The sequence below is a fragment of the uncultured Piscinibacter sp. genome (assembly GCF_937952055.1).
Classification (GTDB): domain Bacteria; phylum Pseudomonadota; class Gammaproteobacteria; order Burkholderiales; family Burkholderiaceae_C; genus Piscinibacter.
The window spans coordinates 594,003-612,749 of record NZ_CALFYO010000020.1; the positions used below are offsets into that span (position 1 = coordinate 594,003).

The window sequence follows — 18,747 nt, forward strand, 5'->3', positions numbered from 1 at the left end:
GAGTGCGAAGCGGCCGCATTTGACCATGCGCGCCCGTTACGGTTGGTGAACGCGTTCGCCCCGCCGCGCGCTATCGTCGCGCATCGCCGCTGCCGCCGCACCGCCGCCCATGCCGCAAGCCCTTCGCCACACCCTGCTCTCGCTGCGCGACCTGCTCGCCACCGCCGGCCCCTTCGTCTTGCTTGCGCTGCTGCTGCTGCTGCTTGCCTACAAGGTGCTGGACCCGAATCCGCCGAAGAAGGTGGTGCTGGCGACCGGCGCCGACCAGGGCGCCTATGCCGAGTTCGGCAAGCGCTACGCCAAGCTGCTCAAGGAGCACGGCATCGAGGTCGAGCTGCGCAGCAGCGCCGGCGCGGCCGAGAACCTGAAGCTGCTGCGCGACCCGGACTCCGGCGTCGATCTGGCGTTCGTGCAGGGCGGCGCCGACGTGGAGTACGCCAGCACCGCCGATGCCGAGTCTGCCAACGCCGGGCTGGAGTCGCTCGGCAGCCTGTTCCATGAGCCGGTGTGGCTGTTCTTCCGCGAGGCGTCGGCGCAGCGCGCCGTCGGCAAGCCGGAGATCGAATCGCTGGCGGAGATGGCCCGGCCCGGCGACTGGACGCTCAACATCGGCGCGCCGGGCAGCGGCGTGCCGAACCTGGTCAAGCGCCTGCTCGAGGCCAACCGCATCGCGCCGGAGTCGCTGACGCTGGTGAGCAAGCCCTCCACGCCGGCCGTGGTGGCGCTGCTCGCCGGCGAGATCGACGCCCTGGTGTTCGCCTCGGCGCCCGAGTCGGCGCTGGTGCAGATGCTGCTGCAGACGCCGGGCGTGCGGCTGCTCGACTTCCCGCAGTCCGAGGCCTATTCGCGCCGCTTCCCCTTCATCAGCCCGGTGTTGCTGCCGCGCGGCGTGGTCGACCTGGCGCGCGACATGCCACCGGCCAACATCCGACTGATCGCGCCCACCGCCACGCTGGTGGCCAAGGAGTCACTGCACCCGGCGCTGGTGCAGCTGTTCGTGCAGGCGGCTCGGCAGATCCACGGCGGCGCCGGGTGGTTCCAGCGCAGGGGCACGTTTCCGTCGATCGAGAACACCGAGCGCACGCTGGCGCCCGAGGCCGAGCGCTTCTACCGCAGCGGCCCGCCGCTGCTGCAGCGCTACCTGCCGTTCTGGATCGCCAACCTCATCGACCGCATGTGGGTGGTGATGGTGTCGATCATTGCCATCCTCATCCCGCTGTCGCGCGTGGTGCCGCCCCTGTACGAGTTCCGCGTGCGCTCGCGCATCTTCCGTTGGTACGGGCAACTGCGCCGGCTGGAGGAGTCGCTGGGCGAACGCCCGACCGCCGAACTGATCGAAGACCTCGACCGCCTGGAGGAGCGCGCCGGGAAGATCACCGTGCCGCTGTCCTATGCCGACGAGCTGTACTCGCTGCGCAGCCACATCCACCTGGTGCGACGGCGCCTGCAGGCATCGGGGCTCCACTCCTAGAATCCGCCCATGGACACCCGCACCTCGCCCTACCGGGCACGCATCGCAAAGACGCAGGAGACGCTGGCCCGACTGGGGCTGGCCGCGCTGCTCGTCCCCTCCTCGGACCCGCACCTGTCGGAGTACCTGCCCGAGCGCTGGCAAGGCCGGCAATGGCTCTCAGGCTTTACCGGCTCGATGGGCACGCTGGTGGTGGCGCGCCACAAGGTCGCGCTGTTCGCCGACAGCCGCTACTGGGTGCAGGCGGAAGCCGAGCTGGCGGGCAGCGGCATCGAGCTGGTGAGGATCCCCACCGGTACCGCGACGCACCATGTCGACTGGCTGGCGCGCGAGGCCAAGGCCGGCGAGACGGTGGCGGTCGACGGCGACGTGCTCGGGCTGGCCGCCGCACAGCAGTTGCGTGCGGCACTGGAGAAGGCGGGCGTGGCCTTGCGCACCGACCTCGACCTGCTCGCCGAGGTCTGGCCGGACCGTCCCGCCCTGCCGGCCGCGCCGGTCTACGAACATCGGGCGCCCGAGGCGCCGATGTCTCGCGCCGCCAAGCTCGTGCAGCTGCGCGAGGCGATGGCGCGGCAAGGCGCCTCGCACCACCTGATCAGCACGGTGGACGACATCGCCTGGACGCTGAACCTGCGCGGCTCCGACGTCAGCTATAACCCGGTGTTCCTCGCCCACCTGCTGCTCGCGCCCGGCGGCGCCACCCTCTTCGTCGGCGAGGGCAAGATCGACGCCGCTCTGCAGGCTGCACTCGCGGCCGACGGCGTGACGCTCGCACCCTATGGCGACGCGGCGGCCGCGCTCGGCCGATTGCCGGCCGACGCGACAGTGCTGCTCGACCCGAAGCGCGTGACGCTCGGCCTGCGCGAGCGCGTGCAGGGGCCGGTGCTGGAGGCGATCAATCCGAGCACGTTGCTGAAGAGCCGCAAGAGCCCGGCAGAGGCCGCGCACATCCGCGCCGCGATGATGCAGGACGGCGCGGCGATGTGCGAGTTCTACGCCTGGTTCGAGTCGGCGCTCGGCCGCGAACGCATCACCGAGCTGACCATCGACGAGCGGCTGACTGCGGCGCGCGCACGCCGCCCCGGCTTCGTCGGCCTGAGCTTCAACACCATCGCCGGATTCAACGCCAACGGCGCGATGCCGCACTACCGCGCCACGCCCGAATCGCACGCGGTCATCGAAGGCGATGGCCTACTGCTGATCGATTCCGGTGCGCAGTACCTCGGCGGCACCACCGACATCACCCGCGTCTGGCCGATCGGCCGGATCACCGAGGCGCACCGGCGGGACTACACGCAGGTGCTCAAGGCCACGATGGCGCTGTCGCGGACGAAGTTCCCGCGCGGCACGCTGTCGCCGATGCTCGACGCCATCGCGCGTGCGCCGATGTGGGAGCAGGGCCTGGATTACGGCCACGGCACAGGCCACGGCGTGGGCTACTTCCTCAACGTGCACGAAGGCCCGCAGAGCATCTCCAAGGCGACGCCCGACGCGCACATGGCGATGGAGCCCGGCATGGTCACCAGCATCGAGCCGGGCCTGTACCGACCCGGCGCCTGGGGCATCCGCATCGAGAACCTGGTGATGAACGTGCCGGCGGGCACGACCGAGTTCGGCGAGTTCCTCGCCTTCGAGACGCTGACGCTGTGCCCGATCGATACCCGCTGCATCGAACGAACGATGTTGCGCGCCGACGAGATTTCCTGGCTGAACGACTACCACGCCACCGTGCGCGAACGCCTGGCACCGCTGCTGGAGGGCGCGGCGCGCGACTGGCTGATGCAGCGCACCTCGCCGATCTGAGCGCAGCTCGCCGCGCGTGTTCCGCCGTTCGTCGCAAGGCGCTGTCGCGCCGGCGGGGTCATGCTCACACTGGCCGCGCCGTCCTACCCTGCGACGGCTTCACCCCGCCTGCCGCCCCCTGATCTCCGGGCCGCAGGCGTTCTTTTTTGGGTGGAAGCCGCCGATCGCGACGAGCGCCGCACGGCAGACTCGGCCCACGCATCGGCGGCCCGCGCAGTTCATCCGCGCCGGACCGCGCTTCGTCGCAATCCGCTGTCGCCGCCGTGGGCCTGCTCCTAGAGTCTCATCAACGCGGCACCTTGCCGCGAACCGAAGGAGCCCACCATGATCGACCGCATCTTCTCCGCCCTGCTGACCTTCTGCCTGCTGGCCGGCGGTACCGTGGCGATCGGCAGCGCGCTGTTCGACGCCGGCCCCGCACCGGTGGCGACGCCGATGGTCATGCTGCCCACGGTCACGGTGACCGGCACGCGCGACACGGCCGACCGGCCGCTGGCGCAGAACGAGGCGGCGCTGGAGCCCAGCGCGCGCCAGCTCCAGTGACCGCCGTGACCCTACATCTGGCGAAACAGGTGGAGGTAGCTGCGGCTCACCGGCAGCAGTTCTCGGCGGCCCTTGAGCTGCACCTCGGCCGTCTCGTTCGGCCCTCGCGTGACCTGCACCACCTGGTGCAGGTTCACGATCACCGAGCGGTGCGTCTGCACGAACCGTGACGGGTCCAACTCGTCGGCGAGTTCGCGGATGGTCTTGCGGATCAGCGCCTCGCCACCCTCCCACACGACCAGCGTGTACTTCTCGTCGGCCTTCAGGTAGGCGATCTGCTCGACCGGGATCAAACGCACGCTCTGGCCCACCGAGGCCTTGATCCACTGCAGGTACGACGGCGCGGCGCCGGCGCGGCGCTTTAATTCGGCCGACAGACCATCGAGCACTGCCTCCAGGCTGGCCGGCACCGCCTGCGCGGATCGCGCGAGCCGCTGCTGCAGCCGCTGCACGGTGTCGGCCAGGCGCTGCTCGTCGAAGGGCTTGACGAGGTAGTCGATGGCCCCCTGCTCGAACGCCTGCACCGCGTACTGTTCGTAGGCGGTGACGAACACCACCTGGGCACGGCGCGCGATCGAGCGCGCCGCCTCGATGCCGTTCAAGCCCGGCATGTGCACGTCGAGGAAGACCACCTGCGGCGCGTGCTGATCAAACAGCTCCACGGCCTCGCGCCCGTTGCGCGCCTCGGCCACCACCGTCAGCTCGGGCCAGCAGCGCGCCAGCAACGTGCGCAGCCGCTCGCGCAGCAGCGGCTCGTCGTCGGCGATCAGCGCGCTGGCATTCACCGTGCCACCTGCCGCGGACAGTTCAGCGTCACGACCACCCCGCTCGGTTCGTTCTCGACCATCTCCAGCCGCGCAGCGGCGCCGAAGAACATCGCCAACCGCTCGCGCAGGTTGACCAGGCCGGTGCCCGGCGCGGCGTTCTCGCTCAGCCCCACCCCGGTGTCGGCCACGCTCAGCGTCAGCGAGTCATCGGCCTCGCGGCGAGCGCGCACGACGATGCGCCCGCCCGCTTCGGCCGGGTCGACGCCGTGGCGGATGGCGTTCTCCACCAGGGTGAGCAGAGCCATGGCCGGGAAGCGCTGGCCGTGCAGTTCGGCCGGCACGTCGATCTCGAAGGCCAGGCGGTCGGGCATGCGCATCAGCATCAGCTCCAGGTAGGCACGCACCAGCGCCAGCTCGTTGCCCAGAGTGGCATTGTCGTCGCCCAGCCGGGGCATGGCGGCGCGCAGGTAGGCGATCAGGCTCTTCAGCACCGCGCTGGCCTGGGGCGAACCCGACTCGACCAAGGCCTGAATGTTGGCCAGCGTGTTGAAGAGGAAGTGCGGCTCGATCTGCGCATGCAGCAGCCGCAGCCGCGCATCCAGCGCCTGGCGCTCGAGCTGGCTGCGCTCCAGCGCGAAGCTCAATGCCTGGTTGCGCGCCTGCGCGTCGCGCTCGCGGTACAGCGCACCGAGTGCCAGCAGCGGCGCGATCACCAGCACCGTGCCGGTGATCAGGACGAAGCCGGAGAGCCGGCCTTCGTGGCGCAACACCTCGAACACCTGGCCCTGCACCGCGGGCAGGTAGACGACATAGGTGGCCACTGGCGCAGCCAGCACCACCGCGATCACCTGCACCAGCCAGCGCGGCGCCTGGCCCACCGACACCGAGCCCGCCGCCGTGAACACCAGCAGCAGCATCAAGGCGATGACCAGCATGCGCCCGAGCAGCACCGGGTAGGGCGTGACGAACACCGGGTTGAGCAGCGAGGCCGCCGCCACCGCCAGCACGATGGCGATCAACACCCGCCGCAGGCTCAGCGCGGCGATGAACCGATCGAAGGCGCGCTCGGTGGGCGCTGCGGAGTCCGGGGTCGCGGCCATGGCGGCACGATAGCGCGGCCGCCATGGGTGCGCCACGGCATCGACCCGTCGCCGCGACGAATCACGGCCTCGAGGGTGCGAACGACGGCGGATGCCGCCTCAGCTGCGCAGCATCGACGCGTTCAGCGCCTGGTCGAGAAGCGCCAGGCTCTCCTGCAGGTGGGCGCGCGACTCCACGCCCCAGCTGCGGCGTGCCAGCGCCTGGCGCATCTCGTCGCGCAGCGCCGTGGCGTTCAGGCGCAGCAGGTTCTGCGCATCCCCCGGCAGGGGCACGTTGACCTTCACCAGCAGGCCGTGCACGCGGCGCAGGTGCTCGCGTTGCAGGTTGCGGCGCAGGCGGTCGATGTCGCCGCCCTGCTTCAGCTCGCTCCACACCGCGCGCTGCAGCGTGCCGTAGACCTCGTTCAGCGAAATGAGGTCGCGTCGCTCCTGCTCCGCCACGTACAGCGGCAGGTCGAGCAGCCGAGACGCGGTGCCCTGGCTGAGCAGCCGATCCAGTGCCTGGGTCTGCAGTTGCAGCACCGCCGTGGGAATGCTCACCAGCGCGGGTCGCTCCCACTCGCGGTAGTCGGGCGTCAGGTTGGCAAGGAACGCCGGCTCGAAGCGGAAGCTGTCGGCGGAGAACAGCCCGCTGGCGAGGAACCTCAGCGCCTCGCGCTGCTTCGCCGGCTCGACCGGCACGAAAGCCGGCGCTGCCGACGCCCCCGGCACGGCGCGCGCGGTGTACATGCCGCCGACGTACTTGGCCACCAACGCTGGCGCGTCCCTCAGTGCGCTGAAGCCGGCCAGCAGCACGCGCCGCTGCCGCGTCGGATCCTCGCCGGGATGCGGCGTGCGTGCCTGGACCCGCTGCCACAGCTCGCGCGACAGCTGCAGGCGCTTGCGGTAGTAGGCCAGCGGGTCGTCGCCGAGGTCGAAGCGGTTGACCAGCGGGTCGATGCCGTCGTTGGCCGGACTGCCGCCGGCGTCCGGGTCGTTGGCGAAGGCCAGCAGCGGATCGCTGCTGCTGCGCGCAGCGATGCGCGCCAGTTCGTCCCTCTCCTGCCCCGCAGGCAACGGCTTGTAGGCGTACTCGATGGCCCAGTAGTCGTAGGGGCCGAGCGTGCCGTTGTTGAAGCTCGCCTGGGGCTCGCCGGCCACCGCGATGTTGAAGGCGTTGTAGTCCATCACCGACCCGGAGATGCCGTGCTTCTCGGTGAAGTTCTTGTCCTGCAGTTGCGCGCGGCCATACACGGTCGACGCCTTGAAGTTGTGCGTCAGGCCCAGCGTGTGCCCGACCTCGTGGATGATGGTGTCGCGCACCACCGACTGCGCGAAGGCCTCGGCCTCCGGGCTGTCCGGCGTGATCTCGCCGCGCTCGCCGAGCAGTTCGAGCGCGAACTCGAACTCGGCGGCGGCCGCATCGGCATATTCACACGCCTGCGCCGCAGCCTTCGACCCGGGCAGCTCGATCGGCGTCGCGAAGGTCTGCGTCGACGTGCCGACGCTCTCGACGCGGAATCGCCGTGCGCTTCGGCCGAACACGTCGCTCATCGCGATGTCGGCGTCGATGATCTCCCCGGTCCGCGGGTCGGTGTGGACGGGCCCGCGCGCGAAGCCGACGTCGGCGCCGACGAACCAGCGGATCGAGGCGTGGCGCGCATCGAGCGTGTCCCAGTCGGCGTCGTCGGGCTGCTGCTTGACGACGATCGCGTTCCTGAAGCCGATGCGCTCGAACGCCTTGTTCCACTCCAGCACGCCCTCGGTCACCGCCTTGCGGTAGCTGACCGGGATGTTCTTGTCGAGCCAGAACACGATCGGCTGCTTCGGCTCGGAAATCTCCGCCGCCGCATCGGCCTTCTCCAGCCGCCAGCGGTTGATGAGGAAGCGTTTCGGATTGGGCCGCAGGTCGGTGCTCAGGTCGCTGACGGTGTCGAAGAAGTGGCCGACCCGCGGATCCGCGTCTCGCACGGGCATCGGTTCCTCCGCGAGCCTGGTGAAGCTGTAGACGTAGCCGACGAACAGGCTGCGCGGATCGGGCAGCGTCTTCGGCGGCGAGGGCAACGGCACCGGCAGCGGCGTCAGCGGTGGCAGCGGCAGCCGCGGCGTGGCGAAGTGCATGCGCAGGTTCAGCGTCGTCAGCTCTTCGGCGGCCTGCGCCTTCTCGATCGAGGAGTTGATCCGATCCAGCGCGTAGGGGATGCGAAAGGCCCGCTCCAGGCGTGCCGTGTAGCCGGGCAGATCGGCGATCAGGAAGCTCGCGTCGACCAGCACCGACTTGCGTTCGGGATGCGGCGCGCTCGCCACCGGGCCCGCCGCGAGCAGGCTGTCGGAGAAGGCCTGCGCCACGGTGGCCTTCATCGCCGGCGAGGTAGCGACGTAGTCGGTGTTCAACGCGAGAAGCTGGATCTGGTTGTTGACGCGACGGAACGTCGCCAGCCACGACGGCCCCATCTGGCTGCCGTACAGCCCGCGCTCGCCGATCGACTCCGACACGTTGGCCGAGAGCAGGAACGGCTGCTCGAACCGCTCGGCCGGGATCTCCAGCCAGGTCTTCTCGTCCTTGCGCCACACGGGAAAGTAGCCGGCCTGTTGCACAGCACCCTTGATCACCTCCGCGAAGGGCTTGGGCGCCGACGGGTCGGGCCGCGACGGCGTCGGGGTCGATGCCGCGTGGCCCGGCGCGGCGGGCGATGCCGCAGCCGTGGCCTTCAGGGCGGTCGGGGCCAGCGAAGCGCAGCCGGTCAGGATCGCGACCAGCGCGGCCAGGGCGGAAAGGCGGAAGGTCATGGACATGGACGATGCGCAGCGCGCGGACAGATGCAGCTGCGGCGGATTTTGCAGCAGCCTCCAAGACCGAGTGATCCGGACAGTCCCCTTGCGCGTCCAGGGAACCCAAAGTCCGGCCGCGGATCAGCGCCGGCGGTCGCGATCGGCCCAGCCGGCCAGCGACACCAGCAGCAAGACAGCGGCGAGCACGCCGAACAGTTGCACCAGCCAGCCGGCCAGACGTGCCGCGTCGCTCCAGCCGAAGCCGTGCGCCGCACCGGGCGCGGGCAGCCAGCGGCTGTGCTCGTGCAGGTCGATGCCCGGCAGCAGCAGGTCCAGCGTATAGGCCAGCGGGCTGAACGGCGTGAGCGCCGGCGTACCCGCGGGCAGCAGCGCACCTTCCTGCGCGGCCAGGCCGAAGAAGCCTGCCGCGCCCAGCCACACCAGCAAGGTCCACAGCAGCAGGCGCTGCGGCCGCCAGCCGTAGCCGGCCAGCGCGCCGAACAGCGCGTGGCCCAGGCCCGCTGTCCAGCGCAGCGCGCCCGGCAGCGCCTCGCCGATGCGACCGATGCGGCGCAGCCGCTGCTCGCGCCGCAGCGCCAGCGTACCGGCGCTCGCGCCACGCCCCATGCGGCGCATCACCTGGATGACGCGGCGCCACGGCCCGGTGCGGAAGTTCTCGCCGAGGTGAGAGGCCGGCTGCCGCTCCAGCCAGGCGAGGCGGAAGCCCGAGTCCGTCGGCGCGCCGTCGCCGAACTGCGAGTAGGCGAAGCCGTCGAGCACCAGGCGCTCGCCCCACGTGGACGCGTCGTCGACCAGCGACTTCGCCCGCGTGCCGGCGAAAGAGGCGCCGAGCAGGGGCGCCTGCAGCCTCGCCAGCCTCAGCGCGCCGCCGATGTGCGCGCGGTCGAGCACCAGGCACAGGCCATCGCCCCAGGCGGTGTCGCCGACGCGGTCGAAGGTGGCGCCGCTGCAATCGAAGTCGCCGTCGACCCGCGCACGGCGCGCGCTCACGCGGCCGGCGGCCGCGAAACCCTCGTCCAGTCGGAGGTCGCCGCCGACCTCGATGCGATCGAGCACCAGCGCGCTGCGGCGCGCGCCGGTGGCATCGAGAGGCCCGTTGACGCGAGCGGCGCTGGCAAGGAAGTCGCCGCGCACGTGCGCCCCGACAAAGCGCACTTCGCCGGAGGCGTCGAAGCCCTCCGAGATGCGCACGTCGCCCTCGACCTCCAGCGCATCGGCGACCAGGCTGCGGCGCCCGGGCAGCGAGGCATCGTTGCCGGACAGCACGAGCCTCGTCGCATTGAAGTCGCCGCCGATGCGTGCCTGCTGCAGCCGCACCTCGTTGGCGATGCTGCAGCCGGCGTTGAGCGCAAGGTCCTGCGCGATGCGGCAGCGCTCGGCCAGCAGGCCCGGCAGCTCGCAGTCGGGAAACGCCAGTCCGCCGGCGATGCGCGCGCCGTCGAACAGCGGCGTGGTATCGAACACGCAGCGGAAGAACCACAGGTTCGCCGGAACCTCGCATTCGCCGAGGTCGAGCCGGCCCTGCACCCAGGCGCCGAGCAACTGCAGGCGACGCGCGCCACGGCGAGAGCCGGGATCGAGCGCGAGAGCGGCGATGAACGAGGCACGCACGGTCACGTCGTCGTTGGCCTCGCGCGGCCGGCGCAGCCCGACGCGCGCGATGTCGCCGCGGCGCACGGCCTTGAGCAGTGTGCGCTCGGCGCGGCGCAAGGGTTCGAAGCGCGCCAGCGGATGGCCCGGCGCAAACTCGGTGGGCGCCGTCATCGGACGACGCACCTCGCGCGCATCGAGCCTGACCCGACCACGGCCCGATAGGGATTGACTTTGTGCATGTTCTGTTCGCCCAACAACGTGCGTTGGCGCCGATTCTGGAACAGCCGCGTCGCCCCCTGGAGGCCGCGATCACCCGCGATCGCGGGGCAGGAGCCCCGACGGTCGCGCCTTCCCCCCGAGGTGGAGGGTGAGCCCGGGCCTACTTGAGCGCCTTGAAGCGCAGGCGGTGCGGTCGCGCGCCCTCTTCGCCGAGGCGCCGCTTCTTGTCGGCCTCGTACTCCTGGTAGTTGCCGTTGAAGAACACCCACTGGCTGTCCCCTTCGGCGGCGAGGATGTGCGTGCAGATGCGGTCGAGGAACCAGCGGTCGTGGCTGATCACCAGCGCGCTGCCGGCGAACTCGAGCAGCGCCTCTTCCAGCGCGCGCAGCGTTTCCACGTCGAGGTCGTTCGACGGCTCGTCCAGCATCAGCACGTTGCCGCCGCGCGCCAGCGTCTTGGCCAGGTGCAGGCGGCCGCGCTCGCCGCCGGAGAGCTGGCCGACCAGCTTCTGCTGGTCGTTGCCCTTGAAGTTGAAGCGGCCGAGGTAGGCGCGTGATGGCATGACGAACTGGCCGACGACGATGTTGTCGAGCCCGCCGGAGACGTCCTCCCATACCGTCTTGTCGGCGGCGAGGCTCTCGCGGCTCTGGTCGACGAAGGCCAGCTTGGCGGTCTGGCCGATGTGCACCTCGCCCGCGTCGGGCTGCTCGATGCCCTGCAGCATGCGGAACAGCGTCGACTTGCCGGCGCCGTTCGGACCGATGATGCCAACGATCGCGCCGGCCGGCACCTTGAAGCTGAGGTGGTCGATCAGCAGGCGGTCGCCGAAGCTCTTGCTGACGTCCTTGAACTCGATGACGTCATTGCCGAGGCGCTCGGCCACCGGGATGAAGATCTCGTTGGTCTCGTTGCGGCGCTGGTAGTCGACGTCGCTGAGTTCCTCGAAGCGGGCCAGACGCGCCTTGCTCTTGGCCTGGCGGCCCTTGGCGTTGGAGCGCACCCACTTGAGCTCCTCCTTCATCGCCTTGATGCGCGCGTCCTCCTTCTTCTGCTCGACCTCGAGGCGCTTCTCCTTCTGGTCCAGCCAGTCGGAATAGTTGCCCTTGTAGGGAATGCCGCTGCCGCGGTCGAGTTCGAGGATCCACTCGGCGGCGTTGTCGAGGAAGTAGCGATCGTGGGTGATGGCCACCACGGTGCCGGGGAAGCGCTGCAGGAAGTGCTCCAGCCACTCGACCGATTCGGCGTCGAGGTGGTTGGTCGGCTCGTCGAGCAGCAGCATGTCGGGCTTGGACAGCAGCAGCCGGCACAGCGCCACGCGGCGCTTCTCGCCGCCGGAGAGCACGCCGATCTTCGCGTCCCAGGGCGGCAGGCGCAGCGCGTCGGCGGCGATCTCGAGCTGGTGCTCGGTGTTCTCGCTGCCGGCCGCGGCGATGATCGCCTCGAGTTCGGCCTGCTCGGCGGCGAGCTTGTCGAAATCGGCATCGGGCTCGGCGTAGGCGGCGTAGACCTCGTCCAGGCGCTTCTTCGCCTCGAGCACGCCACCGATGCCCTGCTCGACCGCCTCGCGCACCGTCTGCTCGGGGTCCATCTGCGGCTCCTGCGGCAGGTAGCCGATTTTCAGACCGGGCATGGGGACGGCTTCGCCCTCGATGTCCTTGTCCAGGCCGGCCATGATCTTCAGCAGCGTGGACTTGCCCGAGCCGTTCAGGCCGAGCACGCCGATCTTCGCGCCAGGGAAAAAGGACAGGCTGATGTCCTTGAGGATCTGCCGCTTCGGCGGCACGATCTTGCCGACGCGGTTCATGGTGTAGACGTACTGGGCCATTCGCGGGTGCTTGGAGACGAAGAGATTGAACGAGCGCGCCGCCGGCGCGGCCGACGGCGAAACGCGTATTGTCGCTTGCCTTCGCGGCGGGCCCCTTTCTGCTACCGTGAAGGCCATGCCGCGCCTGCTGGTCCTGCTCGCCCTGTGCAACCTGTTCATCGGCACCGGCGCCTTCGTGCTCAGCGGCGTTCTCACCCCGCTGGCCGAGTCGCTGCAGGTCAGCGTCGCGGCAGCCGGGCAGGCGATGACTGTCTATGCGCTGTCCACCGCCGTGCTCGCGCCGCTGGCGCTCGTGCTCACCGGCGGCTGGCCGCGACGGCGCGTGCTGTGCCTTTCGCTGGGCCTGTTCGCGCTCGGAAACGTCGTGTGCGCGCTGGCGGGCAGCCTGTCGCTGCTGCTCGCGGGCCGCGTCCTGATGGGAGTGGGTGCGGTATTCACCGCGGTGGCCGCCGGCATCGCCGTGGCGCTGGTGGAACCGGCGCGGCGCGGCCGGGCGCTGTCGCTGGTGTTCGTCGGCGTCAGCCTGAGCTACGTGATCGGCCTGCCGCTGGGTGCCTGGCTCGGCTTTCGCCACGGCTGGCAGTGGCCGATCGCGCTGGTCGGCGGTCTGTCCGGCCTGGCCAGCCTGGTGCTGGCCGTCGTGCTGCCGCGCGACATCGCCGCGCCGGGCGCCACGTTCTCCGGCCTGGGCGATCTGCTGCGCCAGCGCCAGGTGGCCTGGGCGCTGTCCCTCACCCTGCTCTACTTCATCGCCATCTTCTGCGTGTTCTCCTACATCGGGCCGGTGCTGCAGGCGCTGGTGCCGATGTCCACCGCGGCGATGAGCCTGACGCTGATGCTGTTCGGCCTGTCGGGCGTGATCGGCACGATGGTCGGCGGCTGGGCCAACGACCGCTTCGGCGCGCGGCGCACGCTGACCCTTCAGCTCGCCGTGCTGGGCGCGATGATGCTGCTGGTGCCGCTGACACGCGGCCAGCCTGTGCTGCTCATGCTGGTGCTCGTGGTCTGGGGCATCGCCGGCTTCGGCATGATGACGCCGCAGCAGTCGCGCCTTGCGGCGCTGGCACCGGTGCAGGCGCCCATCCTGCTGTCGCTGAACAACTCGATGCTCTATGTCGGCACCGCGCTCGGCGCGGCGATCGGCGGACCAGCCTCGGCCTGGGTCGGCTTCGACCGCCTCGCCTGGGTCGGCGCGCCCTTCGCGCTGGCCGGCTGGCTGACGCTGCGCTACGGACCAGCCACGCCGGGCGCGTGGCGCGCCGCCTGATGGCATGATGGCCGCATGAGCTCGAACCCCTGGACCGTCGACGCCTCGCCCTCACTGGTGCGCACCGCCCACATCGTCTATGCGCTGCACGCGCTGGGCCTGGCCATCGGCGCCTTCGGCGCCGCCAGCTTGCTCGGCTCGTTCCTGTTCGGCTGGCCGTCGATCATCGCGGTGATCATCAACTACGTGAAGCGCGGCGAAGCGCGCGGGACCTGGCTGGAGTCGCATTTCGACTGGCAGATCCGCACGTTCTGGTACGCGCTGCTGTGGGCGCTGATCGTGGCGGCGGTCTCCGCCGTACTGGCGATCGTGATCGTCGGCTTCGCCACCTGGATGCTCGGCATGTTCCTGCTCGGCGCCTGGGCGATCTACCGCGTGCTGCGCGGCTGGCTGCGCCTGAAAGACCGCCAGGCGATGCCGGTCGCGGCAGGCGGGTAGAATCGGGCCAGCAGCGCGAGTCCAGTCGCCGCGATGCAGGTCGTTCCCGACATCGTTCCCACCGCCCCGCGCCTTCCGACTGGTGCAGCCCGACCGGCCGCAGCAGGTCGCGACAACGGCTCCTTGGCGAGCCCCTCCCGATGAAATTCACCGAACTCGGCCTGGCCGAGCCGCTCCTGCGTGCCGTGCGCGAGCAGGGCTACGAAACCCCGACTCCGATCCAGGCCCAGGCGATTCCCGTCGTGCTGCAAGGCGGCGACCTGCTCGGCGGCGCGCAGACCGGCACCGGCAAGACCGCCGGCTTCACGCTGCCGATGCTGCAGCGCCTGATGGCCAAGCCCGCGGTCAAGGATGCACGCGGCCGCGTGCCGATCCGCGCGCTCGTGCTCACGCCGACGCGCGAACTCGCGGCGCAGGTCGAGGAAAGCGTGCGCGCCTACGGCAGGTACAGCGGCCTGACCAGCATGGTGATGTTCGGCGGCGTCGGCATGCAGCCGCAGATCGACCGCCTCAAGCGCGGCGTGGACATCCTCGTGGCCACGCCCGGCCGGCTGCTCGACCACCATGGTCAGCGCACGCTGGACCTGAGCCACGTCGAGATCTTCGTGCTCGACGAGGCCGACCGCATGCTCGACATGGGCTTCATCCACGACATCAAGAAGGTGCTGGCGATCGTGCCGGCGAAGAAGCAGAGCCTGCTCTTCTCCGCCACCTTCAGCGACGAGATCAAGGCGCTGGCCGACCGGCTGCTGAACAAGCCGGCGCTGATCGAGGTGGCACGGCGCAACCAGACGGCCGACACCATCGCGCAGAAGGTCCACCCGGTGGGCCGCGACATGAAGAAGGAGTTGCTCACGCACCTCATCAAGAGCAACGACTGGCACCAGGTGCTGGTGTTCACGCGCATGAAGCACGGCGCCAACCGCCTAGTCGAGTACCTGACGAAGCAGGGCATCAGCGCGATGGCCATCCACGGCAACAAGAGCCAGGGCGCACGCACCAAGGCGCTGGCCGACTTCAAGTCGGGCGAGCTGACCTGCCTGGTGGCCACCGACATCGCCGCGCGCGGCATCGACATCGACCAGCTCCCGCACGTCGTCAACTTCGAGCTGCCCAACGTGCCCGAGGACTATGTGCACCGCATCGGCCGCACCGGCCGCGCCGGCGCGCAGGGCGAGGCGGTGTCGCTGGTGTGCGTCGACGAGAACGGCTTCCTGCGCGACATCGAGAAGCTCATCAAGCGCGAGATCCCGAAGGAGATCGTGCCCGGCTTCGAGCCGCCCGGCGGCGAGCGGCCCGAGCCTATCGTTCTCGGTCGCATGGTGATCGGTGAGGGCGCCGGCCGCGGTGGCCATCGCCACCATGCGCCCGCACGCGGCGGCCAGGGCGCTTCCCGTGGCGGGCGCGGCGAGCCGCGCCAGGAAGCGCGCCACCACGAACGGCCGCGCCAGGACAACCGTGCACCGGCGCCGGCGGGCCGTCCGGCGCATGGGGGCCACGTGCCGCCGCAGGGGGCCGGCCGTGCACCGGCGCCCGCGCGCAGCGACGCCAACCGCAGCGGCAGCAAGCCGCAGCCGCGACTCACGCAGCCCAAGCCGCGCTGAGGCTACAGTCGGGGCCATGTCCCCGACGCAGTCCGCCCCGCCCCGCACCGTGCTGCTGGCCGGCGCCACCGGGCTGGTCGGACGTGCGCTGCTGCCGCTGCTGCTCGATCATGCGTCGGTCGGCCTGGTGCACGTGCTGCTGCGCCGCGCGGCGCCGGGCATCGCCGAGCATCCCAAGCTGGAACTGCACACCGTCGATCTCGGCCACCTGAAGCGCCTGCCACACGTCGACGACGTCTACATCGCGCTGGGCACGACGATCAAGGTGGCGGGTTCCCAGGCTGCCTTCCGCATGATCGACCACGACCTCGTGCTCGCCGTCGCGCGCGCCGCGCGCGAGGCCGGCGCGAAGCGTCTCGCGGTGGTGTCGGCGCTCGGCGCCGATCGCGACTCGCGCATCTTCTACAACCGCGTCAAGGGCGACATGGAAGCCGACGTCGCCGCGCTCGGCTACGAGTCGGTGTGCTTCGCCCAGCCCTCCATGCTGACGGGCGACCGCGCCGCGCTCGGCCAGCGCGAGCGGCCGGGCGAGGTCTGGACGCTGCGTCTGCTGCGCCCGCTGATGCCTCTGCTGCCCAAACGCATCCGGCCGATCGCCGCCCACGACGTCGCTGCCGCGCTGATCGCCGCGACGATGGCCGGCCGCCCGGGCGTGCACCACCTCAGTTCGGCGCGCATGCAGGGAGCGCACCCGCATTGAGCGAGTCGCTGCTGCGCCAACGCGCGTTCATGCGCTTCTGGTTCGCGCGACTGGCCGGCACCGCCGCGAACCAGATGCTGATGGTCGCCATCGGCTGGCAGATGTACGACCTGACCGCCAGCGCCTGGGACCTGGGCCTGGTCGGTCTGATGCAGTTCATCCCCTCGCTGCTGCTGGTGCTGGTGGCCGGCCATGTGCTGGACCGTCACCACCGCGCGCACATCCTCGCCGCCTGCATGGCGCTGCAGGCCGGCGTGGCGCTGGCGCTCGCCCTGGCTGCCGGGCAGCACTGGGCGAGCCGCGAGCTGCTGCTTGCGCTGTCGCTGCTGATCGGCACCGCCAAGGCGTTCCAGCTGCCGGCACAGCAGGCGATCACGCCGCTGCTCGTGCCGGCCGAGGTGCTGCCGCGCGCGCTCGCCTTCAGCTCCGCCGGCATGCAGGGTGCGATCATCGCCGGGCCGGCGATCGGCGGCTTCGTCTACGTCGCCGGCGCCACCGCCGTCTACGCGAGTTGCGCGGCGCTGTTCGCGCTGGCCGGCGCGCTGGTGATGGCGGTGCGCTACCGCCACGACCCGAAGCCTGCGCAGGCCGCCACGCTGGACGCACTGCTCGCCGGCGTGCGCTTCGTGCGACAGCGCGAGGTGGTGCTGGGCGCGATCTCGCTGGACCTCTTCGCCGTGCTGCTCGGCGGCGCGAGCGCGCTGCTGCCGATGTTCGCCAAGGACGTGCTGCAGGTCGGCCCCTGGGGCCTGGGCCTGCTGCGCGCCGCGCCGGCGGTGGGCGCGCTGGCGATGGCAGTGGCGCTGTCTCGCTGGCCGATCCGGCGTCGCGCCGGCCCGGTGCTGCTCGCTGCGGTCGGCGTCTACGGCGCGGCCACGCTCGGCTTTGCCCTGTCGACGCAGCTGATGCTGTCGATCGTGATGCTCGCGTTCTCCGGGGCGGCCGACATGGTCAGCGTGGTGATCCGACAATCGCTCGTGCAACTGGAGACGCCCGAAGCGATGCGTGGCCGGGTCAGCGCCGTGAACGCGGTGTTCATCGGTGCGTCCAACCAGCTCGGCGAGTTCGAATCGGGAGTCACCGCGGCGCTGCTCGGGCCGGTGGGATCGGTGGTGCTGGGCGGCGTCGGCTCGATGGCGATCGCGGCGCTGTGGGCGCGATGGTTCCCGGCGCTCGCCCGGCGCGACCGCCTCGTCGAGGCCGCGCCGTGATCCTGCACCTCGATGAACACGTCGTGATCGCCGACAAGCCCGCCGGCCTGCCCACCGTGCCCGGACGGCCCGCCGAGTTGCACGACTGCCTGTGGCAGCGCGTGCGTGCCGAGGTGACCGACGCACTCGTCGTGCACCGGCTCGACATGGCCACCTCGGGGCTGGTGCTGTTCGCCCGCGGCGCCGCGATGCAGCGCGCGCTGAGCGCCGCCTTCGCGCAGCGCGGCGTCGACAAGCGCTACGAGGCCGTCGTGGCCGGCCCGGTCGCGACGGAGTCCGGAGAGATCGATCTGCCACTCGCGGCCGACTGGCCGAACCGGCCGCGGCAGCGCGTCGATGCCGAACGCGGCAAGCCTTCTCTCACGCGCTGGCGCGTGCTGGCGCACGATGTCGCGGCCGGCACCACGCGGGTAGCGCTGCAGCCGGTCACCGGTCGATCGCACCAGCTGCGCGTGCACCTCGCGGCAATCGGCCATCCGATCCTCGGCGATGCGCTCTACGCGGCGCCCGAAGCGGCAAGTGCCGCACCGCGGCTGCTGCTGCATGCGACTCGGCTGTCCTTCACTCATCCCGGCGACGGCCGGCGCGCCTCGTTCGCCAGCCCGGTGCCCTTCTAGGCGCTACAGGAGCGCCCCGCCGCTGCGCGCGCTGGGCTCGTAGACCACCTGGGCCCGGCCCGACGCGGAGCGGGTCGGCTGGGCTTGCACTGCGTTCGTGGAGGGGCTTCGCGTTCCTTGAAGCGGCGGCGCGACAAGGTCGCCGGCCATGATGCGGACGCAGCGTGATGCCCTCCGGGTGAGGCACCCGATCACTTCGAGACGTCCGCTTCCGTGTCAGGTTGACCTGACTCAAGGCCGCTGTGCAGCCTCCTGCCTACCCTCGCCGCAACGCCCCCCTTCTAAGGTTTGCCATGCCCGTGCTCGAATGGTCCGACGCGCTGTCGCTCGACCTGCCCCTGATGGACGACACCCATCGCGAGTTCGTCGACCTGCTCGCCGCCGTCGATGCGGCGACGGACGACGCGCTGCTCCCCGCCTGGCGCGCGCTGCTCGTCCACACCCAGTGGCACTTCGACCAGGAAGACCGCTGGATGCGCGAGACGCGCTTCGCCGCCGGCAACTGCCACAGCGTGCAGCACAAGGTCGTGCTGGAGGTGATGCGCGAGGGTCTGAAGCGCGCCGAAGCCGGCGAACCGCAGATCCTGCGCATGATGTCCGGCGAACTGGCGTTGTGGTTCCCGCAGCATGCGCAGAGCATGGACGCAGGACTGGCGCTGCACCTGCGCCGGGTCGGCCACGACCCGGTCACCGGCAAGGTCACCCACCCCGACGCGCTCCCGCAGGCCGAGATCAGTGGCTGCGGGTCGGTGGCCTGCACACCGGCCGAGGCGCCGCAGGCCAGCGCGGAATCCGCGTCGGCCTGAACGATCGGGCC

15 protein-coding genes are annotated in these 18,747 nt (G+C 70.8%); 10 read left to right on the plus strand and 5 right to left on the minus strand.

The genetic code is table 11. The features are described 5' to 3' along the window. The first annotated feature begins 109 nt into the window (after positions 1-109). The 3 genes from Q0599_RS13695 to Q0599_RS13705 all read left to right on the plus strand — a co-directional run bounded on the left by Q0599_RS13695 (position 110) and on the right by Q0599_RS13705 (position 3,817). Entirely contained in the window at positions 110-1,471 is a 1,362-nt protein-coding gene (locus tag Q0599_RS13695) for a TAXI family TRAP transporter solute-binding subunit (RefSeq protein ID WP_298830272.1), read from the plus strand. Between the two features lie 9 nt (positions 1,472-1,480). After that, a complete protein-coding gene (locus Q0599_RS13700; RefSeq protein ID WP_298830273.1) occupies positions 1,481-3,274 on the plus strand; it encodes an aminopeptidase P family protein in 1,794 nt (597 codons plus the stop codon). A 324-nt stretch (positions 3,275-3,598) separates the two neighbouring features. Further along, a complete protein-coding gene (locus tag Q0599_RS13705) occupies positions 3,599-3,817 on the plus strand; it encodes a hypothetical protein (RefSeq protein ID WP_298830274.1) in 219 nt (72 codons plus the stop codon). A gap of 11 nt (positions 3,818-3,828) precedes the next feature. Here the strand turns inward: Q0599_RS13705 and Q0599_RS13710 are convergent, their stop codons facing one another. The 5 genes from Q0599_RS13710 to ettA all read right to left on the minus strand — a co-directional run bounded on the left by Q0599_RS13710 (position 3,829) and on the right by ettA (position 12,093). Next, positions 3,829-4,602, minus strand: a complete 774-nt coding sequence (locus tag Q0599_RS13710) for a LytTR family DNA-binding domain-containing protein (RefSeq protein WP_298830275.1) — start codon at positions 4,600-4,602, stop codon at positions 3,829-3,831. After that, a complete protein-coding gene (locus Q0599_RS13715; RefSeq protein WP_298830276.1) occupies positions 4,599-5,684 on the minus strand; it encodes a sensor histidine kinase in 1,086 nt (361 codons plus the stop codon). The genes Q0599_RS13710 and Q0599_RS13715 overlap by 4 nt, the downstream gene beginning before the upstream one ends. A 99-nt stretch (positions 5,685-5,783) precedes the next feature. Further along, on the minus strand, positions 5,784-8,453 hold the full coding sequence (locus tag Q0599_RS13720) for a zinc-dependent metalloprotease (RefSeq protein WP_298830277.1): 2,670 nt from the start codon (positions 8,451-8,453) through the stop codon (positions 5,784-5,786). Between the two features lie 123 nt (positions 8,454-8,576). Beyond that, positions 8,577-10,220 (minus strand): hypothetical protein, encoded by a 1,644-nt coding sequence (locus tag Q0599_RS13725; protein ID WP_298830278.1) that lies wholly within the window; start codon positions 10,218-10,220, stop codon positions 8,577-8,579. Positions 10,221-10,428: 208 nt separating this feature from the next. Next, the gene (ettA, locus tag Q0599_RS13730; protein WP_298830279.1) at positions 10,429-12,093 is read right to left on the minus strand and encodes an energy-dependent translational throttle protein EttA; all 1,665 of its coding nucleotides are present in this window, start codon (positions 12,091-12,093) and stop codon (positions 10,429-10,431) included. A gap of 115 nt (positions 12,094-12,208) precedes the next feature. On the opposite strand from ettA, the gene Q0599_RS13735 reads away from it, so the two are divergent. The 7 genes from Q0599_RS13735 to Q0599_RS13765 all read left to right on the plus strand — a co-directional run bounded on the left by Q0599_RS13735 (position 12,209) and on the right by Q0599_RS13765 (position 18,736). Further along, a complete protein-coding gene (locus Q0599_RS13735; protein WP_298830280.1) occupies positions 12,209-13,360 on the plus strand; it encodes an MFS transporter in 1,152 nt (383 codons plus the stop codon). 15 nt (positions 13,361-13,375) lie between these two features. Next, complete coding sequence (locus tag Q0599_RS13740) at positions 13,376-13,798, plus strand: hypothetical protein (protein WP_298830281.1); 423 nt, start codon at positions 13,376-13,378, stop codon at positions 13,796-13,798. A 140-nt stretch (positions 13,799-13,938) separates the two neighbouring features. Further along, on the plus strand, positions 13,939-15,402 hold the full coding sequence (locus Q0599_RS13745; RefSeq protein WP_298830282.1) for a DEAD/DEAH box helicase: 1,464 nt from the start codon (positions 13,939-13,941) through the stop codon (positions 15,400-15,402). A gap of 16 nt (positions 15,403-15,418) precedes the next feature. After that, positions 15,419-16,102, plus strand: a complete 684-nt coding sequence (locus tag Q0599_RS13750; protein ID WP_298830283.1) for an NAD(P)H-binding protein — start codon at positions 15,419-15,421, stop codon at positions 16,100-16,102. Then, complete coding sequence (locus Q0599_RS13755) at positions 16,099-17,313, plus strand: MFS transporter (protein WP_298830284.1); 1,215 nt, start codon at positions 16,099-16,101, stop codon at positions 17,311-17,313. The genes Q0599_RS13750 and Q0599_RS13755 overlap by 4 nt, the downstream gene beginning before the upstream one ends. After that, on the plus strand, positions 17,262-17,930 hold the full coding sequence (locus tag Q0599_RS13760; RefSeq protein WP_298830285.1) for an RluA family pseudouridine synthase: 669 nt from the start codon (positions 17,262-17,264) through the stop codon (positions 17,928-17,930). The genes Q0599_RS13755 and Q0599_RS13760 overlap by 52 nt, the downstream gene beginning before the upstream one ends. A gap of 293 nt (positions 17,931-18,223) precedes the next feature. Then, positions 18,224-18,736: a hemerythrin domain-containing protein gene (locus tag Q0599_RS13765; RefSeq protein ID WP_298830287.1), complete on the plus strand. Its 513-nt coding sequence runs from the start codon at positions 18,224-18,226 to the stop codon at positions 18,734-18,736. Positions 18,737-18,747: the final 11 nt, after the last annotated feature.

Excerpts from the sequence above, each read along its gene's own strand:
- Q0599_RS13695 (WP_298830272.1), top strand. The coding sequence starts at position 110 with ATGCCGCAAGCCCTTCGCCACACCCTGCTCTCGCTGCGCGACCTGCTC.
- Q0599_RS13700 (WP_298830273.1), top strand. The coding sequence starts at position 1,481 with ATGGACACCCGCACCTCGCCCTACCGGGCACGCATCGCAAAGACGCAG.
- Q0599_RS13705 (WP_298830274.1), top strand. The coding sequence starts at position 3,599 with ATGATCGACCGCATCTTCTCCGCCCTGCTGACCTTCTGCCTGCTGGCC.
- Q0599_RS13715 (WP_298830276.1), bottom strand. The coding sequence starts at position 5,684 with ATGGCCGCGACCCCGGACTCCGCAGCGCCCACCGAGCGCGCCTTCGAT.
- Q0599_RS13720 (WP_298830277.1), bottom strand. The coding sequence starts at position 8,453 with ATGACCTTCCGCCTTTCCGCCCTGGCCGCGCTGGTCGCGATCCTGACC.
- Q0599_RS13725 (WP_298830278.1), bottom strand. The coding sequence starts at position 10,220 with ATGACGGCGCCCACCGAGTTTGCGCCGGGCCATCCGCTGGCGCGCTTC.
- ettA (WP_298830279.1), bottom strand. The coding sequence starts at position 12,093 with ATGGCCCAGTACGTCTACACCATGAACCGCGTCGGCAAGATCGTGCCG.
- Q0599_RS13735 (WP_298830280.1), top strand. The coding sequence starts at position 12,209 with ATGCCGCGCCTGCTGGTCCTGCTCGCCCTGTGCAACCTGTTCATCGGC.
- Q0599_RS13740 (WP_298830281.1), top strand. The coding sequence starts at position 13,376 with ATGAGCTCGAACCCCTGGACCGTCGACGCCTCGCCCTCACTGGTGCGC.
- Q0599_RS13745 (WP_298830282.1), top strand. The coding sequence starts at position 13,939 with ATGAAATTCACCGAACTCGGCCTGGCCGAGCCGCTCCTGCGTGCCGTG.
- Q0599_RS13750 (WP_298830283.1), top strand. The coding sequence starts at position 15,419 with ATGTCCCCGACGCAGTCCGCCCCGCCCCGCACCGTGCTGCTGGCCGGC.
- Q0599_RS13760 (WP_298830285.1), top strand. The coding sequence starts at position 17,262 with ATGGTTCCCGGCGCTCGCCCGGCGCGACCGCCTCGTCGAGGCCGCGCC.
- Q0599_RS13765 (WP_298830287.1), top strand. The coding sequence starts at position 18,224 with ATGCCCGTGCTCGAATGGTCCGACGCGCTGTCGCTCGACCTGCCCCTG.